The following is a 13,974-nucleotide window of genomic DNA, read 5'->3' as shown; positions in this document are numbered from 1 at the left end:
CAATGAGACAGTGGACGGATGTACTTCGTCGGACTCGACCTCGCGTGGGGCGAGAAGAATCAGACGGGTGTGGCCGCCATCGACTCCGGTGGGCGACTTCTCCACATCGGGACGGCGCAGGAAGACGACGATATCGCCGCGGCTGTCGAGCCCTATGTCAGCGGCGATTGCCTGGTCGCCATCGATGCACCGCTCATCGTCAACAACCCGACGGGCCACCGTCCCTGCGAGCGGGAGCTCAACCGGGACTTCCAGCGGTTCGACGCCGGCGCCCGTCCGGCGTTCACCGAGCGCCCGGAGTTCAAGCATCCCCGCGGCGCGCGGATCGCCTCGATGCTCGGCCTGGACCTGGATCCGTCCTCACCGTCGGGACGCCGCGCGATCGAGGTGTACCCGCATCCGGCGACCATCGTGTTGTTCGGGCTCGACAGGACCTTGAAGTACAAGCGCGGCGCGTTCGAGGATCGACAGCGTGAGCTGTTGCGGTTGATGACGTTCATCGAGGAGCTCGACCGGGCGACGCCGCGGCTGCGGGCCAACCGCAACGTCAATTGGGTGGAGCTGCGCAAGCGCGTCGAGGCCGCCACCCGCCCGGGACAGCTCGACCGGGACGAAGACCCGGTCGACGCGCTGCTGTGCGCGTACATCGCCTCGTACTGGTACCACCGGCCCGAGGACGTGACCACCTACGGTGACGTCGCCTCCGGGTACATCATCACCCCGTCGCTGCCGGCCGACCGGCTGCCCCGGCCGCGTCCGGTCCCGGTGCGTGAGCAGCCACCGTCGGACGCCGTCACCGAATACGCTTCCCGGCGACCGGATCTGGTGGCCGCCACCGAGCAGTACCTCAAGCTCGTCACGAGCCTGCTCGACGAGGCCGGCATCAACTACCTGAGCATCACGGCGCGCACCAAGAGCGTCGGTTCCTTCGCCGAGAAGGCCAACCGGCGCGCAGCCGACGGCACCCGGCTCTACACCGACCCGCTGGTGGAGATCACCGATCAGGTGGGCGTGCGCGTCATCACCTATCTGCGTGAGGATGTCGACACCGTGGCCAACCTGCTGGCCGGGGAGATGCGGGTGCTCGACGACCGGGACATGGGCGCCAAGACGGCGCGGGAGGGCCGATGGGGATATGCCAGCCGGCATCTGCTGATCGGGGTGGAAGGCGAGCAGCATCCGGCCTCCATCCAGGTCCGCACCGTGCTGCAGCACGCCTGGGCCGAGTTCGAACACGATGTGCGGTACAAGGGTTCGATCCCGGCCGAGCATGTCAGCGAGCTGGATCGGCGGTTCACGTTGGCGGCCGGGCTGCTGGAGTTGGCCGACCGGGAGTTCGCCGAGATCCGAGAACGGCTGCGCCTGACCATGTCCGAGGGCGAGGGGGATGGCGAGTTCCCGGGATTCTCCAGAGATTCGCGGATCCCGACCCCGGTGCTGGCCACCTACCTCGGTCACCGCTTCTCCGACGCCGGTTGGTCGCGGACAGATCACTACGGCTGGATCTCGGGGCTGCTGCTCGAGCTCGGCATCACGTCGTTGGAAGCGCTGACGGGGGTGTTGGATTCGGTGGACGCCGACGCGGTCAACCGGCTGATGGGCTACCGGTACCCGCCCGGTGCCGTGCGCCGCCTCGATGATGCGCTGTTGGCGGTGTTCGCCGAACACTACATCGAGCTCGAAGGGAACTCGCATCGGATCACGATGCTGCAGAACCGGATTGGGAAGCTACGCAGCGAATCCTAAGGCGAGTCGCCGAGGTGGGTCGGGTCGGTGATACCGGCTCCGCGGATGCCGAGTTGCCGGTTGATCACCATCGTGACGACGAACAACACGATGCCGGTGGCAACGAGTGCCAGGGCCAGGACGTACTGCTCCAAGGGCCGCCCCGAGGTGGGCAGCACCAGATACAGCGAGGCGATGAAGCCGATGACCGGTAGCGCGGTCGGAGTCTTGAAGTGCCCGCCGCCTTTTCGTACGTCGCGGCGCAGCACCAGGACGGCGACATTGACCATGGCGAACACCGCGAGCAGCAGCAGCGAGGTGGTTCCGCCGAGGATGGACACGGTGTCACCGCTGGCGAAAGCCGACACGTAGACGATCAGGCCGAACGCGATCAGGGTGGTGAACAGGATTGCCACCCAGGGTGTGTGCCGCTTCGGATGCACCACCCCGAGCACCGGCGGCAGCACGTGTTGCCGGGCCATGCCGTAGATCAGCCGGCTGGCCATCAGCATGTTGATCAATGCGGTGTTCGACACCGCGAACATCGAGATGACCGGCAGGATGTTGTCGAACGGCAACCCGGGGGCGGCGGCCTTCATCACCTTCACCAGCGGTGAGGAGTCGGCTTCGGCCAGGTCTCCGACCGGCACCAGGGCCACCGCGATGACGGCCACCACCACGTACACCACGCCGGCGATCCCCAGACCGGTCAGCAGCACCCGGGGGAAGATCCGCACCGGGTCTTTGGTTTCCTCGGCCATGTTGACCGAGTCCTCGAAGCCGACCATCGCGAAGAAGGCCAACGATGTCGCCGCGGTGACCGCGAGGAAAGCGTTCTTGTCGTCGGCGGTTTCGAACGCGACGACCCGGGCGAAGTCGACCTCGACCCCGCTGAAAATCGCCCAGAGCCCGACCACGATGACGATCACCAGACCGGTGATCTCGACGAAGGTGAGTACCACGTTGAGCTTGACGCTCTCGCTCACCCCGCGCAGGTTCACCGTGGCGATCAGGGTCATGAACAGCAGCGCCAGCGCAACGGTGCCCAGCCGCTGCCAGCTGAAGACATGATCGAAGTTGATCTTCACGGCGTCGAAGAAACTGATCGCGAAGAATCTCGAAGCCGTTGAGGCCGAGGTGATTCCGGAACACATCACGATGAACGCGACCAGGAAGGTGACGAAGTGGACGCCAAAAGCCTTGTGTGCGTACAGCGCTGCGCCAGCCGCCTGCGGATACTTGGTGACGAGCTCGAGGTAGCTGAACGCGGTGATGGTGGCGATCACGAAGGCCGCCAGGAACGGAAGCCACGCCGCGCCGCCAACCTCCTTGGCGACCTGACCGGTCAGCGCGTAGACACCGGTGCCGAGGATGTCGCCGACGACGAACAACAACAGCAGGCCGGGCCCCATGACCCGCTTGAGCTGCGGTTCCCCCGCGGTCGCCGATTGCGGCATTCCCCCTCCTTCAGTCCCCTCAGACGCGTACCGCCCGATCATCCACGGGCGCCAGCACGTCGATCACGTCGATCAGCGTGGCGCGGGCGCTGGCCCTGGGACCCTCCCCCTCGTCGACCAACGATGCAACCACCGCTCCGTCGACGGCGCACACCAGCGCGGTGACCAACTCGGCCCGTACCGAACGGCCCGAGCGCTCCACCACCTCGACCACAGCGTCGGTGCGCTGTTGCAGGATACGGCGTTGGATGTCGCGCAGCCCGGGCTGGCGGGCGCAGGCGATGTAGCGCTCGTAGCGTGAGATCAACTCCTCGCTTCCGCGGCGTTCGCGGGACTCGCCCAGCAACAAGTCGACCAAGATGTCGGCGGTCGATTCCGCACCGCGGCGACGACGCGAGAGGGCGGCCACACCGGTGCGCAATTGCTCGGCTTCCCGGGTCCCGATGTACTCGACGGCCTTGGCGATGAGGTCATCCAATGACGAGAAGTAGTACGTCGTGGAGGCCAGCGGCAGACCGGCTCGGCGCGCCACGGCACGGTGCCGCACGGCGTCGAATCCGCCTTCACAAAGTAACTCAGCGGCCGCCCTGACGAGGGCGTACCGCCGACGCTCCCCTTTAGGGGTGACCGCTGCCGTCACCTTTAGCATGCTGCCAGCCGGACCAGCCACACATCGGGCTTTCGGCCAATCATCAGGCTTTACTCAGGTTTTGTTCCCCGGTCTTGGCCGCGGCGAGAATGCCTCCGGCCAAGGCCGCCGCGGGGGCGATGGCAAGATGGCCCGCATGCCCAACTTGAGCCGCCGCGCCGTCCTGCGCCTCGGCGTCGGTGCGGCCGCCGGCGCGGCCGGTGCCGTCGCCCTCGCCTCGTCTCCGGCAGCCCCGGCCGCGCCCGCTCCGGCGCCCACGTTCGTCAAGGGCTCGTTCGTCTCGGCCGCGCGCGGCGGGACCAACACCAACTGGGCCATCGCGCGCCCGCCGGGCCAGACGGGCAAACTCCGGCCGGTGATCGCCCTGCACGGCAAAGGCCAGGACGCCGCCGGCGTGATGGACGGCGGGGTGGAGCAGGGCCTGGCCGAGGCGGTGGCCGCCGGGCTGCCGCCGTTCGCGGTGGTCGCCGTCGACGGCGGCGGAAGCTACTGGCACAAGCGCGCATCCGGTGAGGACTCGGGCGCCATGGTGCTCGACGAACTCATCCCCATGCTCGGCGATCAGGGTTTGGACACCTCGCGGGTGGGCTTTCTGGGCTGGTCGATGGGCGGTTACGGCGCACTGCTGCTGGGCTCACGGCTCGGACCGGGACGCACCGCGGCGATCTGCGCGGTCAGCCCGGCCCTGTGGACGTCATCGGGGGCGGCCGCGCCCGGGGCATTCGACAGCGCCGAGGACTACGCCGCCAACAGCGTCTGGGGTCAGTCCGCACTGGGGTCGATCCCGATCCGGATCGACTGCGGCAACAGCGATCCGTTCTATTCGGCCACCAAGAAGTTCATCGCCCAGTTGCCCACCCCGCCGGCCGGTGGCTTCTCCCCCGGCGGGCATGACGGCAGCTTCTGGAGTTCCCAGTTGCCGGCCGAGATCTCCTGGATGGCCCCGCTGCTGGTGGCCTAGTTCTTTCGCCGAACAGACGTGGAGGTACCCCAATTCCCGCAGGTTGGGGTACCGCAGCGTCTGCTCGCGCTACAGGGTGATCCGGCCCTCGGCCGCGGCCAGCGCGATGTCGGTACGGAAGTGGCTGCCGGGCAACCGAATCGACTTGGCCAGCGCATAGGCCGCGTCGCGCGCGGCCGCCAGATCCGGTCCGGTGCCCACCACCGACAGCACCCTGCCGCCCGAGGACACCACGGCACCGTCCTCGCGCCGGGCGGTGCCGGCGTGCAGTACGCCGTCGGCTTCGGACCCGTGGATGACGTCCCCGACGCGCGGCCGGCCGGGGTAGTTCTCCGCGGCCACCACCACCGTCACCGCGTAGCCGTCACGCCACTGCAGTTCGGGGAACGACGCGAGCTCGCCGGTGGCCGCGGCGGACAGCAGCTGTCCCAGCGGTGAATCCAGCAGGGCCAGAACGGATTGCGTTTCCGGATCACCGAAACGGCAGTTGAACTCCACCACCGCCGGACCGTTGGAGGTGATCGCCAGACCGGCGTAGAGCAGGCCGGAGAACGAGCTGCCGCGCGCAACCAGTTCAGCCGCAACGGGTTTGACGATCTCGTCGACGATCTGGTTCTTCACCGACTCCGGCAGCCAGGGCAAGGGAGCATAGGCACCCATCCCACCGGTGTTGGGGCCGGTATCGCCGTCGCCGACCCGTTTGAAGTCCTGCGCGGGCAGCAGCGGCACCACGGTGGCGCCGTCGACCACACAGAACAGCGATACCTCGGGACCGTCCAGGAACGATTCCAGCAGCACCGGGTGTCCGGAATCGAGCAGGCTCGCGGCGTGGGCCCGGGCCAGGTCACGATCGGCGCTGACCACCACGCCCTTGCCGGCGGCCAGTCCGTCGTCCTTGACCACCCAGGCGGCCTGACCGGCCGGTGGGCCGAAGCGGTCCAGCGCGGCGTCGAGGTGGGCCGGGTTGTCGACGATCTCGCTGCTCGCGGTCCGCACCCCGGCCGCGGCCATGACGTCTTTCGCGAAAGCCTTGGAGCCCTCGATGCGGGCGGCGTCCTTGCCGGCGCCGAAGCAGGCGATGCCGGCCGCGCGCACGGCGTCCGCGACACCGAGCACCAGGGGCACCTCGGGGCCGATCACCACCAGGTCGGTGCCGAGCCGCTGGGCCAGCTTGACCACGGCCTCACCGGAGGTGATGTCGACGTCGTACTGGTCGGCGATCACCGCGGTGCCGGCGTTGCCGGGCGCCACCGCCAGCTCGTCGACCTGCGGGTCGCGGCGCAGGGCCAGCAGCAGGGCGTGTTCACGGGCACCGGATCCGATAACGAGGACGCGCACGGTCGTAGCGTAACCGCATGGGCCCGGGCATACACTTGACGCCAAGGTGTATGGTCGACGCCAGAACGTGCTCGCCGTCACATCAGGAGATGACCCGCCTTGACCACCATGAGTGCCTGCCCGTTCGGTGCCGGTTACGACTTCACCGATCCCGACGTCCTGCTCCGTGGCATCCCCGTGCAGGAATTCGCCGAACTACGCAAGACCGCGCCGGTGTGGTGGAACGAGCAGGGCGAATCGATCTTCAACGACGGCGGCTACTGGGTGATCACCCGTCACGAAGACGTCAAGGCCATCTCCCGCAACGGCGGCGACGTGTGGTCCACCAACGCCAAAGGCGCGGTCATGCGGCTACCGGACAGCGTCACCGCCGAGCAGCTCGACCTGACCAAGGCGCTGTTGATCAACCACGACGCACCCGAGCACACCCGGCTGCGCAAGCTGGTCTCACGGCTGTTCACCCCACGCTCGGTGGCCGTGCTGGAGGAGAAGCTGGCCGTGGCGGCCCGCGACATCGTGGCCAAGGCCGCGCAGAAGGACACTGGCAATTTTGTCGACGACATCGCCGTCGGACTGCCGCTGCTGGCGATCGCCGATCTGATCGGCGTGCCCGAGGAGGACCGGGAGAAGGTGTTCCACTGGTCCAACGCGATCATCAACACCGACGATCCCGATTTCGACGCCGATCCCACGATGGCCAACGCCGAGCTGATGGGTTATGCGTACACCATGGCCGAACAGCGACGGAAGTGCCCGGCCGACGACATCGTGACGCGACTGGTGCAGGCGGATCTGGACGGAGAAGCCATCACCGAGGTGGAGTTCGCGTTCTTCGTGATCCTGCTGGCCGTGGCCGGCAACGAGACCACCCGCAACGCCATGACTCACGGCATGAACGCATTCCTCGAAAACCCGGACCAGTGGGAGCTTTTCAAGCGTGAGCGTCCCCAGACCGCGGTCGACGAGATCATCCGCTGGGCCACCCCGGTGCACTGCTTCCAGCGCACCGCGCTGGTCGACACCCAGGTCGGTGACGTGACGATCAAGGCCGGGCAGCGGGCCGGGCTGTTCTACAGCTCGGCCAACTACGACGAAGAGGTCTTCGACTCCCCGTTCCGATTCGACATCCTGCGCAACCCGAACCCGCACCTGGCCTTCGGTGGAAACGGCGCACATTTCTGCATCGGCGCCAACCTGGCCCGCATGGAGATCAAGCTGATGTTCAACCAGATCGCCGACCAGATTCCCGACATCACCAAACTCGGTGAGCCGCAACGGCTGCGCTCCGGCTGGATCAACGGCATCAAAGAGCTGCCGGTCTCCTACTCTGGCTGATCACGGTTTCTCACCAGTCGTTGATCTAGGATTCGCCCATGCGAACGCACGGGTGGGCCGGTTCGGCGCCGGCCAGCGACGAGGAGGCGATTGCCCGCATTCTCGTCGCGGCGGGCAACGCCATCGACGAACGTGGGGCCGACTTCTCCATCGCCGACGTGGCGCGCACCCTCGGCGTCACCCGCCAAACCGTGTACCGCTACTTCCCCAGCACCGAGGCCCTGCTGGTGGCCGCGGCAGTGCATGCGGCCGGCGACTTCCTGGACCGGATCGCTGCCCACCTCAAGGGCGTGACCGACCCGGTCGAAGCGGTCACCGAATCGATCGCCACCGCCCTGGAATGGCTGCCCCACGACAAACACATCGGTTTGCTTGTCGCACCTGGCCGTGCGAACGCCCACACCGAGTCGGTGACATCGGATGTCGCCGTCGACTTTGCCCGGGCCATGCTGCGGAAATTGGACGTCGACTGGGCCGAGCTGGACTACACCGACGCCGAGCTCGATGAACTCGCCGAGCACCTGCTGCGGATCATCCAGTCCTTCGTGATCGACCCAGGCCGTCCTCCGCGCACCGGTGAAGCACTGCGCAGCTACCTGCGTCGGTGGGTCGGCTCGACGGTGGTGGTCGGGAATTTTGCGACTGAGCGGCCGTCCGCGGGAATCTAGCGCGGTCAGCGTCGTTCGAAATGCTGGTAGTCGATCGGGTCACGCCAATGCCCACCCCACCGCCAGCCACGCTCGGCGAAGGTCCGCACCACTACGTCACCGTCGCGGATCATCCCCTGATCGGCGCGGGCGCGGTCAAGATATGCCCGGGCCGTTTTCGGCTGCAAATCACCGGATTCCGAGATGTACGGGTTGACCAACGGGTTGATGTCGACCGCACGGCCGTAGGCGTGCAATGACCATGCCCCGCTCGGCAGGGGCCGGCAGTTGAACGCCGAGGTGTTGTTGTCCTGCATGGACAGCTCGTCGGAGGCGCGGGGATAGTTGTCCACCGTCCGCATCTTCTCGATCGGGAATCGGGCCGAACGCAGATCCCCGAAGATCTCGATCACATCGCGGACCGCATCCCGGTGTACGACCAACTCGCCGCGGTGCGAACGACCGTCAAAACCGAAATAGGACAGGGTGATCCGGCGAAGATCGGCGGGTGGTACCGGGCATCCCGATCGCCAGGTGGTCCCCAGCGCCGCTGCGTCCACCGGCTGAACCCGCGCGGTTTGCTTCGCCACCACCCCGGGGGACGGAGTCTGCGGCGCGGTGACGGAAGCCCCCGACGTCTGGATCGAATCCGGGCCACCCTCGGCGCACGCTATCAGGCACCCGGCGATAAGGCCCACCACCAGGGCACATGCGCGGACGGTTGCGATGCCCACCTTGCGACTGTAGATCGCGGAACTGGCAGGCCCGTGGTCAAGTGCCGGCTTCGCCGCCGTCTGTCGGCAATTCCGCCCCGGCCAGCCCGGAGCCTGCGTAATATCTGCACGGGGGTTGTCAACTGGGGGTATTAGTGGTGTCCAGATGCTGCGCGGCAGACGTCGCGCCGGGCGTGCTGCTCGCACCTGGCAAACACCGTCGCGTGAAGGCAAAAGTGTTGCGATACTTGGTAATTGCGATATTGATTTGTCTCCTCGGCACCGGCTGCGGGCTGATGAAGGACTCGATGGCGATCGACTACAACGATCAGCGCCTCGACCGCGGGTTGCGAAGCCTGGTACTCGAGCACAGGTCAGGACGACTCAGCGAGTTCACGAGTTGGGACTGGGACGAGGTGCACCTGTTCGACGAGTATTCCGACCGTGAGTTCATCGAGAACACCGTCGGCGCCCCGGTCATCAGGAGCAGGTACCCGGACTCCAAGGGCAACCTACTGGTGTTCAAACTCAAAGGCGAACCCATCAAAGCCGCCGGTATCAGCCCCGACTTCCTGCGCACCGAAGACCACCGCGTGACCTTCCCGTCCGACGTGATGCTGGAGCCGTGGGGTGACGGCTGCCTGATGCTGACCGTGGCCGCGAGTCGGTAGCTGCTCACACCACCGTCAGCGGCAGTGACTTCCGTGGCTCGAACACGGGCCGCAGCGGATAGCAGGCAGCGAAATTGCCGACCTGTGGGCATCGAGAACCCCCTTAGACTCGATCATGACCGACTGACGAGGGAGAACTGTGAGCGCGCTGGACGGATTCCATTCGACATGGTCACAAGCGCGCGAAACATTCGGCTCCGGCGTCCCGCAAGACGGCACCGAGTTCGACAAGGGCGCCGACGAACTTCGTCGCATGCAGTCAACGGTCGCAACCGCCAAGCCGGATTCGCGTTGGCAAGGGACAGCCGCCGACTCCTACGCCGTGAAGAATGAACTGCATGCCGGCACCTACGGCAAGTTGGCCGAGCTCGACCAACGCATGTCCGCCGAACTCAACCGCAGTGCCAACGTCGTCACCGCAGGCCGCCAGAGCCTGGACCAAATCCATGCCTGGGCCACGAGTGCAGCGGCGGCGACGCCTGGTGGCCCGTCGGGCGAGAAGATGAAGTTAATCATCGCCAACAAGGGCATCGGCGAGATCACCGAGGTCATCACACAGTCCAGTGCCGAGATGGCTGCAATTGGTGACGACATCCGTGAGATCGGTCGGGAGTACGAAGGAGTCGGGGAGGAAAATGGCGCCCTCGACGCCAAGCCGGCAAGCTTCCATAACTGGATTGACGATGCGGCCGAGACTGCCCTCGACGAGGTGTATGGACCCAAGGGCACCCTTGACCTGGCGGACATCAGGCACCTCGAACCGGGACAGCCCGGGCCACCCGGTTACATGGAGTTGGTGCCCAATTCCGGAACCTGGGTGCCCGACCCGAATAGCCCAGGTTACGTTCCACACCGCGCGAAGTATCCGGTCGATCTCGACGATATCGTCTACACGGAGCCTGGCGGGCTTGGTCCCCGGGGCTATACCGAACTGGTGCCCGACTCGGGTGTGTGGGTCCCAGGTCAGCCCCCCAGCCACGACCCCAACCGGGTGAATGTGCCCCAGCCCGAGTACATACCCGATCCGGTGACCAACCCGGTGCGTCTCGATGAGATCGTGCGGTTGGCACCCGGCGAGCTTGCACCCCGCGGATACCGGGAACTCATCCCCGATTCCGGGGTTTGGGTGCCGGAGTAGGGATTCCAACACCCTTCTTTTCCTACACCACGGTCAGCGGCAGCGACTTCCGCGGCTCGAACACGAAGGACGCCCCGCCGCTGAACTTCGCCACCGCAACCTCGTCCAATTCCTTTGCCGCGGTCTCAGTTTCGATCACTCGGGCGGTCCATTGGTCATCGGATCCGATGACCTCGACGGACAGGTGCGGGTCGACCCCGGCCACGATCGCCCGCAACGGCCGGGTCTCGCCCGGCCCGGTCAGTGCGATCCAGGCACCGTCCTGGTGGGCAGCCGAGCGGCGCACCGACACGGTGTCCGGGCCGAACTCGGCATCGACGTAGGCCGCCGGGTTGAACAACGGATGCAGTTCCAGCACCCGCATCGCGCCTTCGATACCGCCGGGCAGGTTCAGGGCCTTGTGGATGCGTTCGCCGGCCAGGCCGGCCAGTCCGATCAGCTGCTTGGTGCAGATCTCGGTGGCCAGCTCGGTGTTCGCACCGGCCCGGGCGCCCACGGCGATGACGAACGACAGGTTCAGTAGATGCATCTGCAGGCACACTTCGTCGGCGATGCGAACCAGCGCCGAGTGGGAGAACGCCGCGAAGTCGAAGTCCGACAACAGCGGGCCCGAGTAGTCGGATTCACCCTGATCGGATGGGTCGATCGGATCGAGAACCGTTTGAGCAGCTCGGGTCCGGCCGATCACCTCAAGCGTCGGGATGTCGTCGACCTCGGGATAGGACTCGTCGATGATGACGGTCCAGGCGCAGTGCGGGTGCCGATCCGCCGGGGTCCGGGGCGGCCGGTGGATCGGCCGCACCTGGCATTTGCGGTTGGTGGCCAGCGCGGTGGCATCAAAGGTCGGATCTTCGATGTCGTGGCACATGCCGCGTACGTAGTCCTCGCCCATCGGCTCGACGTCGAGCAGCGCCCCACAGTGGTCGAGGTAGAACTCACCGTGCCACCGGTCGTGGACGATGTAGCGGAAGTCCATGAACTGCGGAGGCGCACCGATGTCGAGTTGCAGGCCCTTGAAGATGGTGATGATGTCGACGCCCTCGTACTTGAGGGCCTTCTGCATCCGCCGGGTGTAAATCGGGCTGGATGCCGCCCACTCCTCGATCGCGATCTGCAACATCTCTTCGCGGCCGAAATTGCTGATGCACCAGGCCATCCCGGAGCGGTCGATCATCTGTCCGATGAGCAGCAGCTCCGGTACCAGCGTGACCAGCTCGTCCCGGCTCAGCGAGGCGTATCTACTTGTCATCGAGCTCGCTCCCGGTGTTCATCTTGACCGCGGCGTTGACATTCGCCTTCCGGTCCTCGTCGAGCCCCTTCTCGGCGGCCTTGCGGCGCTTGGCCACCACCTTCGACACGGTGCCGTTGAGAGCGGAACCCAGGGGGAAGCCGAGGTACTGGGTGAGGAAGATGGCGATGTCCTTGAGTTCCTCGGCGGTGAACTCCTCGTTGAGCAACGCTGCATTGACCTGGATCTCGGCGAGGTCTTGCGAACCGACAGCGGTGACGCAGGTCAATGTCATCAGCCGCTTCTCACGCATCGACAGGCCGGGCTTGTTCCAGATCGTGCCGAACAGGTGGTCGACGGTGAGGTCGAAGTACGGATCGCCTTCGATGTTCGGCATCTCCCAGCCGTAGACCTCGTTCATCTTGGCCAGGCCCGTGGCGCGCAACTCGTCCATCGAAGTACTCCTAATCGTCCTTGTGCGGTACGCCGAGGCCGTCGGCCAACCTCTGCAAGGCCACCTGGGCCAATGGAAGATCCACTCCCACAACGTCACCCAAACCGATGGCCAGGCTCAGGTCCTTCTCCCCCAAACCGCGGGTGTGAGTGAAGGCATCGTAGAGCCAGTGATCCGGGGTCAGCTCGGCCATGTTCTCGCGCACGATGATGGCACCCGGCCCGCTGGTCAGCGCATCGGTGTGACGCACCACGCGACCCAGCGCGCCCAGATCCAGGCCGGCCGCCTCGGCCAGCTTCATCGCTTCGCACGCCGCAGCGTAGGAGGTGAAGGTCAGCATGTTGCGGGCCAGCTTCATCCGGGTGCCGGCACCCGGCTCGCCGGCGTGGATCACCATCGAGCCGAACTGCTTGAGCGCCGGCTTGATCCGCTCGTAGACAGGCCGCTCAGCGCCGACCATGATGGCCAATTCACCCTTCTCGGCGGCCGCGCCGCCACCGCTGACCGGGGCGTCGACGATGTAGATACCTTGCGGCTTGTACTGCTCGGCGAGCTCGGCGGCAGTGGTGTCGCTGATCGTCGAGTGAATCACGATCACCGTCTCCGGCTTCAGCTTTGGTGCCAGGTCGGCGATCACCGACCGCACCTGCTCGTCGTTGAGCACCGTGATGCTGATGATGTCGGCCTGAGCAACGTCTGCCACGTCGCCGGCCAGTGTCGCCCCGAGCTCCTCGAAAGGCGCCATGGATTCGGCGCGCACGTCGTACACGACGAAGCCGCCCGGCCACTGCGCCAGCCGCTTGGCCATCGGGGCGCCCATGTTGCCCAGGCCGATGTATCCGTATTTCACGGTGCTGGTCTGCTCCTCGCGCGAGCGTTCGCCGCTCATGACCGGATGATCTGTCCGCCGTCGACGTTGAAGATCTGACCGGTGATCCACTTGGCCTGATCACTCAGCAGGAACAGGCACATACCGACCAGGTCCTCGGGCTGCCCCATGCGGGACAACGGGATTCCCTTGACGATGTCGTCCACCATCTCCTTGGGAGTGGTGGTGCGGTTGGCCTCGGTGTCGATCGGGCCGGGCGCGATGGCGTTGATCCGGATGTTCTGTCCGCCGAGTTCACGCGAGAGTTGCTGGGTCAGGCCGTTGATGCCGACCTTGGCCAGGCCGTAGTAGTTGGCGTACAGCCAGGCCGCGGTCGAGGACTGGTTGACGATGGCGCCGCCGCCACGCTTGGCCATCTTGCGGTACACCGCGCGGGTACACACCAGGGCGCCGTCGAGGTTCACGCTCATGAACTTCTTGTAGTACTCCCAGTCGACGGTGAGCAGGAAGTCCAGCTTCATGCCGCCGAAGATCGCGGCGTTGTTGACCAGGTAGTCGATGCCACCGAACTCCGAAAGAGCCTGGGCCGCCATGTCCTTGGCCGAGTCGATGTCGGAGACGTCGACGCGCACCGCGAGCGCATTACCGCCCTCGCCTTTGATGCCGTCGGTGACCTTCTGCGCGCCTTCGGTGTTGATGTCGGCCACCACGACCGCGGCGCCCTCACGTGCCAGCGCCTCGGCGTAGGCCTGGCCGATGCCGCCACCGGCGCCGGTGACGATGGCCACCTTATCTTTAAAATCAGAGTCGAACTTCGTCATAAATCTCT

14 protein-coding genes are annotated in these 13,974 nt (G+C 66.1%); 6 read left to right on the top strand and 8 right to left on the bottom strand.

The features are described from left to right. The first annotated feature begins 18 nt into the window (after positions 1-18). Positions 19-1,746, top strand: a complete 1,728-nt coding sequence (gene relZ / locus FR943_RS04940; RefSeq protein ID WP_217155234.1) for a DUF429 domain-containing protein — start codon at positions 19-21, stop codon at positions 1,744-1,746. On the opposite strand, the gene FR943_RS04935 is transcribed toward relZ, so the two are convergent. Beyond that, positions 1,743-3,182, bottom strand: coding sequence for an APC family permease (locus FR943_RS04935; protein ID WP_217155233.1), 1,440 nt, complete (start codon positions 3,180-3,182; stop codon positions 1,743-1,745). The two genes, relZ and FR943_RS04935, sit on opposite strands and share 4 nt — an antisense overlap. Positions 3,183-3,201: 19 nt before the next feature. Next, positions 3,202-3,831: a TetR/AcrR family transcriptional regulator gene (locus tag FR943_RS04930; RefSeq protein ID WP_217155232.1), complete on the bottom strand. Its 630-nt coding sequence runs from the start codon at positions 3,829-3,831 to the stop codon at positions 3,202-3,204. Positions 3,832-3,958: 127 nt separating this feature from the next. Between FR943_RS04930 and FR943_RS04925 the strand changes: the two genes are divergently transcribed. Beyond that, positions 3,959-4,792 (top strand): alpha/beta hydrolase, encoded by an 834-nt coding sequence (locus FR943_RS04925; RefSeq protein ID WP_217155231.1) that lies wholly within the window; start codon positions 3,959-3,961, stop codon positions 4,790-4,792. A 69-nt stretch (positions 4,793-4,861) separates the two neighbouring features. Here the strand turns inward: FR943_RS04925 and purD are convergent, their stop codons facing one another. Then, positions 4,862-6,130: a phosphoribosylamine--glycine ligase gene (purD, locus tag FR943_RS04920; protein ID WP_217155230.1), complete on the bottom strand. Its 1,269-nt coding sequence runs from the start codon at positions 6,128-6,130 to the stop codon at positions 4,862-4,864. A gap of 108 nt (positions 6,131-6,238) precedes the next feature. Between purD and FR943_RS04915 the strand changes: the two genes are divergently transcribed. Together FR943_RS04915 and FR943_RS04910 are read left to right on the top strand one after the other, a co-directional pair. Continuing rightward, positions 6,239-7,465: a cytochrome P450 gene (locus FR943_RS04915; RefSeq protein ID WP_217155388.1), complete on the top strand. Its 1,227-nt coding sequence runs from the start codon at positions 6,239-6,241 to the stop codon at positions 7,463-7,465. Positions 7,466-7,503: 38 nt separating this feature from the next. Then, on the top strand, positions 7,504-8,133 hold the full coding sequence (locus FR943_RS04910; RefSeq protein WP_217155229.1) for a TetR/AcrR family transcriptional regulator: 630 nt from the start codon (positions 7,504-7,506) through the stop codon (positions 8,131-8,133). 5 nt (positions 8,134-8,138) lie between these two features. Here FR943_RS04910 and FR943_RS04905 read toward each other — a convergent pair whose 3' ends face one another. Further along, positions 8,139-8,846 (bottom strand): M15 family metallopeptidase, encoded by a 708-nt coding sequence (locus FR943_RS04905; protein ID WP_217155228.1) that lies wholly within the window; start codon positions 8,844-8,846, stop codon positions 8,139-8,141. 275 nt (positions 8,847-9,121) lie between these two features. On the opposite strand from FR943_RS04905, the gene FR943_RS04900 reads away from it, so the two are divergent. Both FR943_RS04900 and FR943_RS04895 read left to right on the top strand, forming a co-directional pair. Further along, positions 9,122-9,496, top strand: a complete 375-nt coding sequence (locus FR943_RS04900; RefSeq protein ID WP_246584848.1) for a hypothetical protein — start codon at positions 9,122-9,124, stop codon at positions 9,494-9,496. 139 nt (positions 9,497-9,635) lie between these two features. Further along, positions 9,636-10,634 (top strand): EspA/EspE family type VII secretion system effector, encoded by a 999-nt coding sequence (locus FR943_RS04895; RefSeq protein ID WP_217155227.1) that lies wholly within the window; start codon positions 9,636-9,638, stop codon positions 10,632-10,634. A 22-nt stretch (positions 10,635-10,656) separates the two neighbouring features. Here FR943_RS04895 and FR943_RS04890 read toward each other — a convergent pair whose 3' ends face one another. From FR943_RS04890 to FR943_RS04875, 4 genes are read right to left on the bottom strand one after another with little or no spacing between them, the layout of a single operon-like run. Further along, positions 10,657-11,883, bottom strand: a complete 1,227-nt coding sequence (locus tag FR943_RS04890; RefSeq protein ID WP_217155226.1) for a hypothetical protein — start codon at positions 11,881-11,883, stop codon at positions 10,657-10,659. Next, on the bottom strand, positions 11,873-12,316 hold the full coding sequence (locus tag FR943_RS04885; RefSeq protein WP_217155225.1) for a carboxymuconolactone decarboxylase family protein: 444 nt from the start codon (positions 12,314-12,316) through the stop codon (positions 11,873-11,875). The genes FR943_RS04890 and FR943_RS04885 overlap by 11 nt, the downstream gene beginning before the upstream one ends. 10 nt (positions 12,317-12,326) lie before the next feature. Then, positions 12,327-13,205, bottom strand: a complete 879-nt coding sequence (locus FR943_RS04880; protein ID WP_217155224.1) for an NAD(P)-dependent oxidoreductase — start codon at positions 13,203-13,205, stop codon at positions 12,327-12,329. Then, entirely contained in the window at positions 13,202-13,966 is a 765-nt protein-coding gene (locus FR943_RS04875; RefSeq protein WP_217155223.1) for an SDR family oxidoreductase, read from the bottom strand. Before FR943_RS04875 ends, FR943_RS04880 begins: the two co-directional genes overlap by 4 nt. Between the last annotated feature and the right edge of the window lie 8 nt (positions 13,967-13,974).

Source organism: [Mycobacterium] fortunisiensis (genome assembly GCF_019050325.1).
GTDB lineage: Bacteria > Actinomycetota > Actinomycetes > Mycobacteriales > Mycobacteriaceae > Mycobacterium > Mycobacterium fortunisiensis.
Note: the sequence above shows the minus strand (reverse complement) of the source record. Positions and strands in the feature narration are given on the sequence as shown.

Bases quoted from the DNA above. Each gene is read 5' to 3' on its own strand.
- FR943_RS04890 (WP_217155226.1), bottom strand. From the start codon at position 11,883: ATGACAAGTAGATACGCCTCGCTGAGCCGGGACGAGCTGGTCACGCTG.
- FR943_RS04900 (WP_246584848.1), top strand. From the start codon at position 9,122: ATGAAGGACTCGATGGCGATCGACTACAACGATCAGCGCCTCGACCGC.
- relZ (WP_217155234.1), top strand. From the start codon at position 19: ATGTACTTCGTCGGACTCGACCTCGCGTGGGGCGAGAAGAATCAGACG.
- FR943_RS04875 (WP_217155223.1), bottom strand. From the start codon at position 13,966: ATGACGAAGTTCGACTCTGATTTTAAAGATAAGGTGGCCATCGTCACC.
- FR943_RS04915 (WP_217155388.1), top strand. From the start codon at position 6,239: ATGAGTGCCTGCCCGTTCGGTGCCGGTTACGACTTCACCGATCCCGAC.
- FR943_RS04930 (WP_217155232.1), bottom strand. From the start codon at position 3,831: ATGCTAAAGGTGACGGCAGCGGTCACCCCTAAAGGGGAGCGTCGGCGG.
- FR943_RS04880 (WP_217155224.1), bottom strand. From the start codon at position 13,205: ATGAGCGGCGAACGCTCGCGCGAGGAGCAGACCAGCACCGTGAAATAC.
- FR943_RS04885 (WP_217155225.1), bottom strand. From the start codon at position 12,316: ATGGACGAGTTGCGCGCCACGGGCCTGGCCAAGATGAACGAGGTCTAC.
- FR943_RS04935 (WP_217155233.1), bottom strand. From the start codon at position 3,182: ATGCCGCAATCGGCGACCGCGGGGGAACCGCAGCTCAAGCGGGTCATG.
- FR943_RS04910 (WP_217155229.1), top strand. From the start codon at position 7,504: ATGCGAACGCACGGGTGGGCCGGTTCGGCGCCGGCCAGCGACGAGGAG.
- FR943_RS04925 (WP_217155231.1), top strand. From the start codon at position 3,959: ATGGCCCGCATGCCCAACTTGAGCCGCCGCGCCGTCCTGCGCCTCGGC.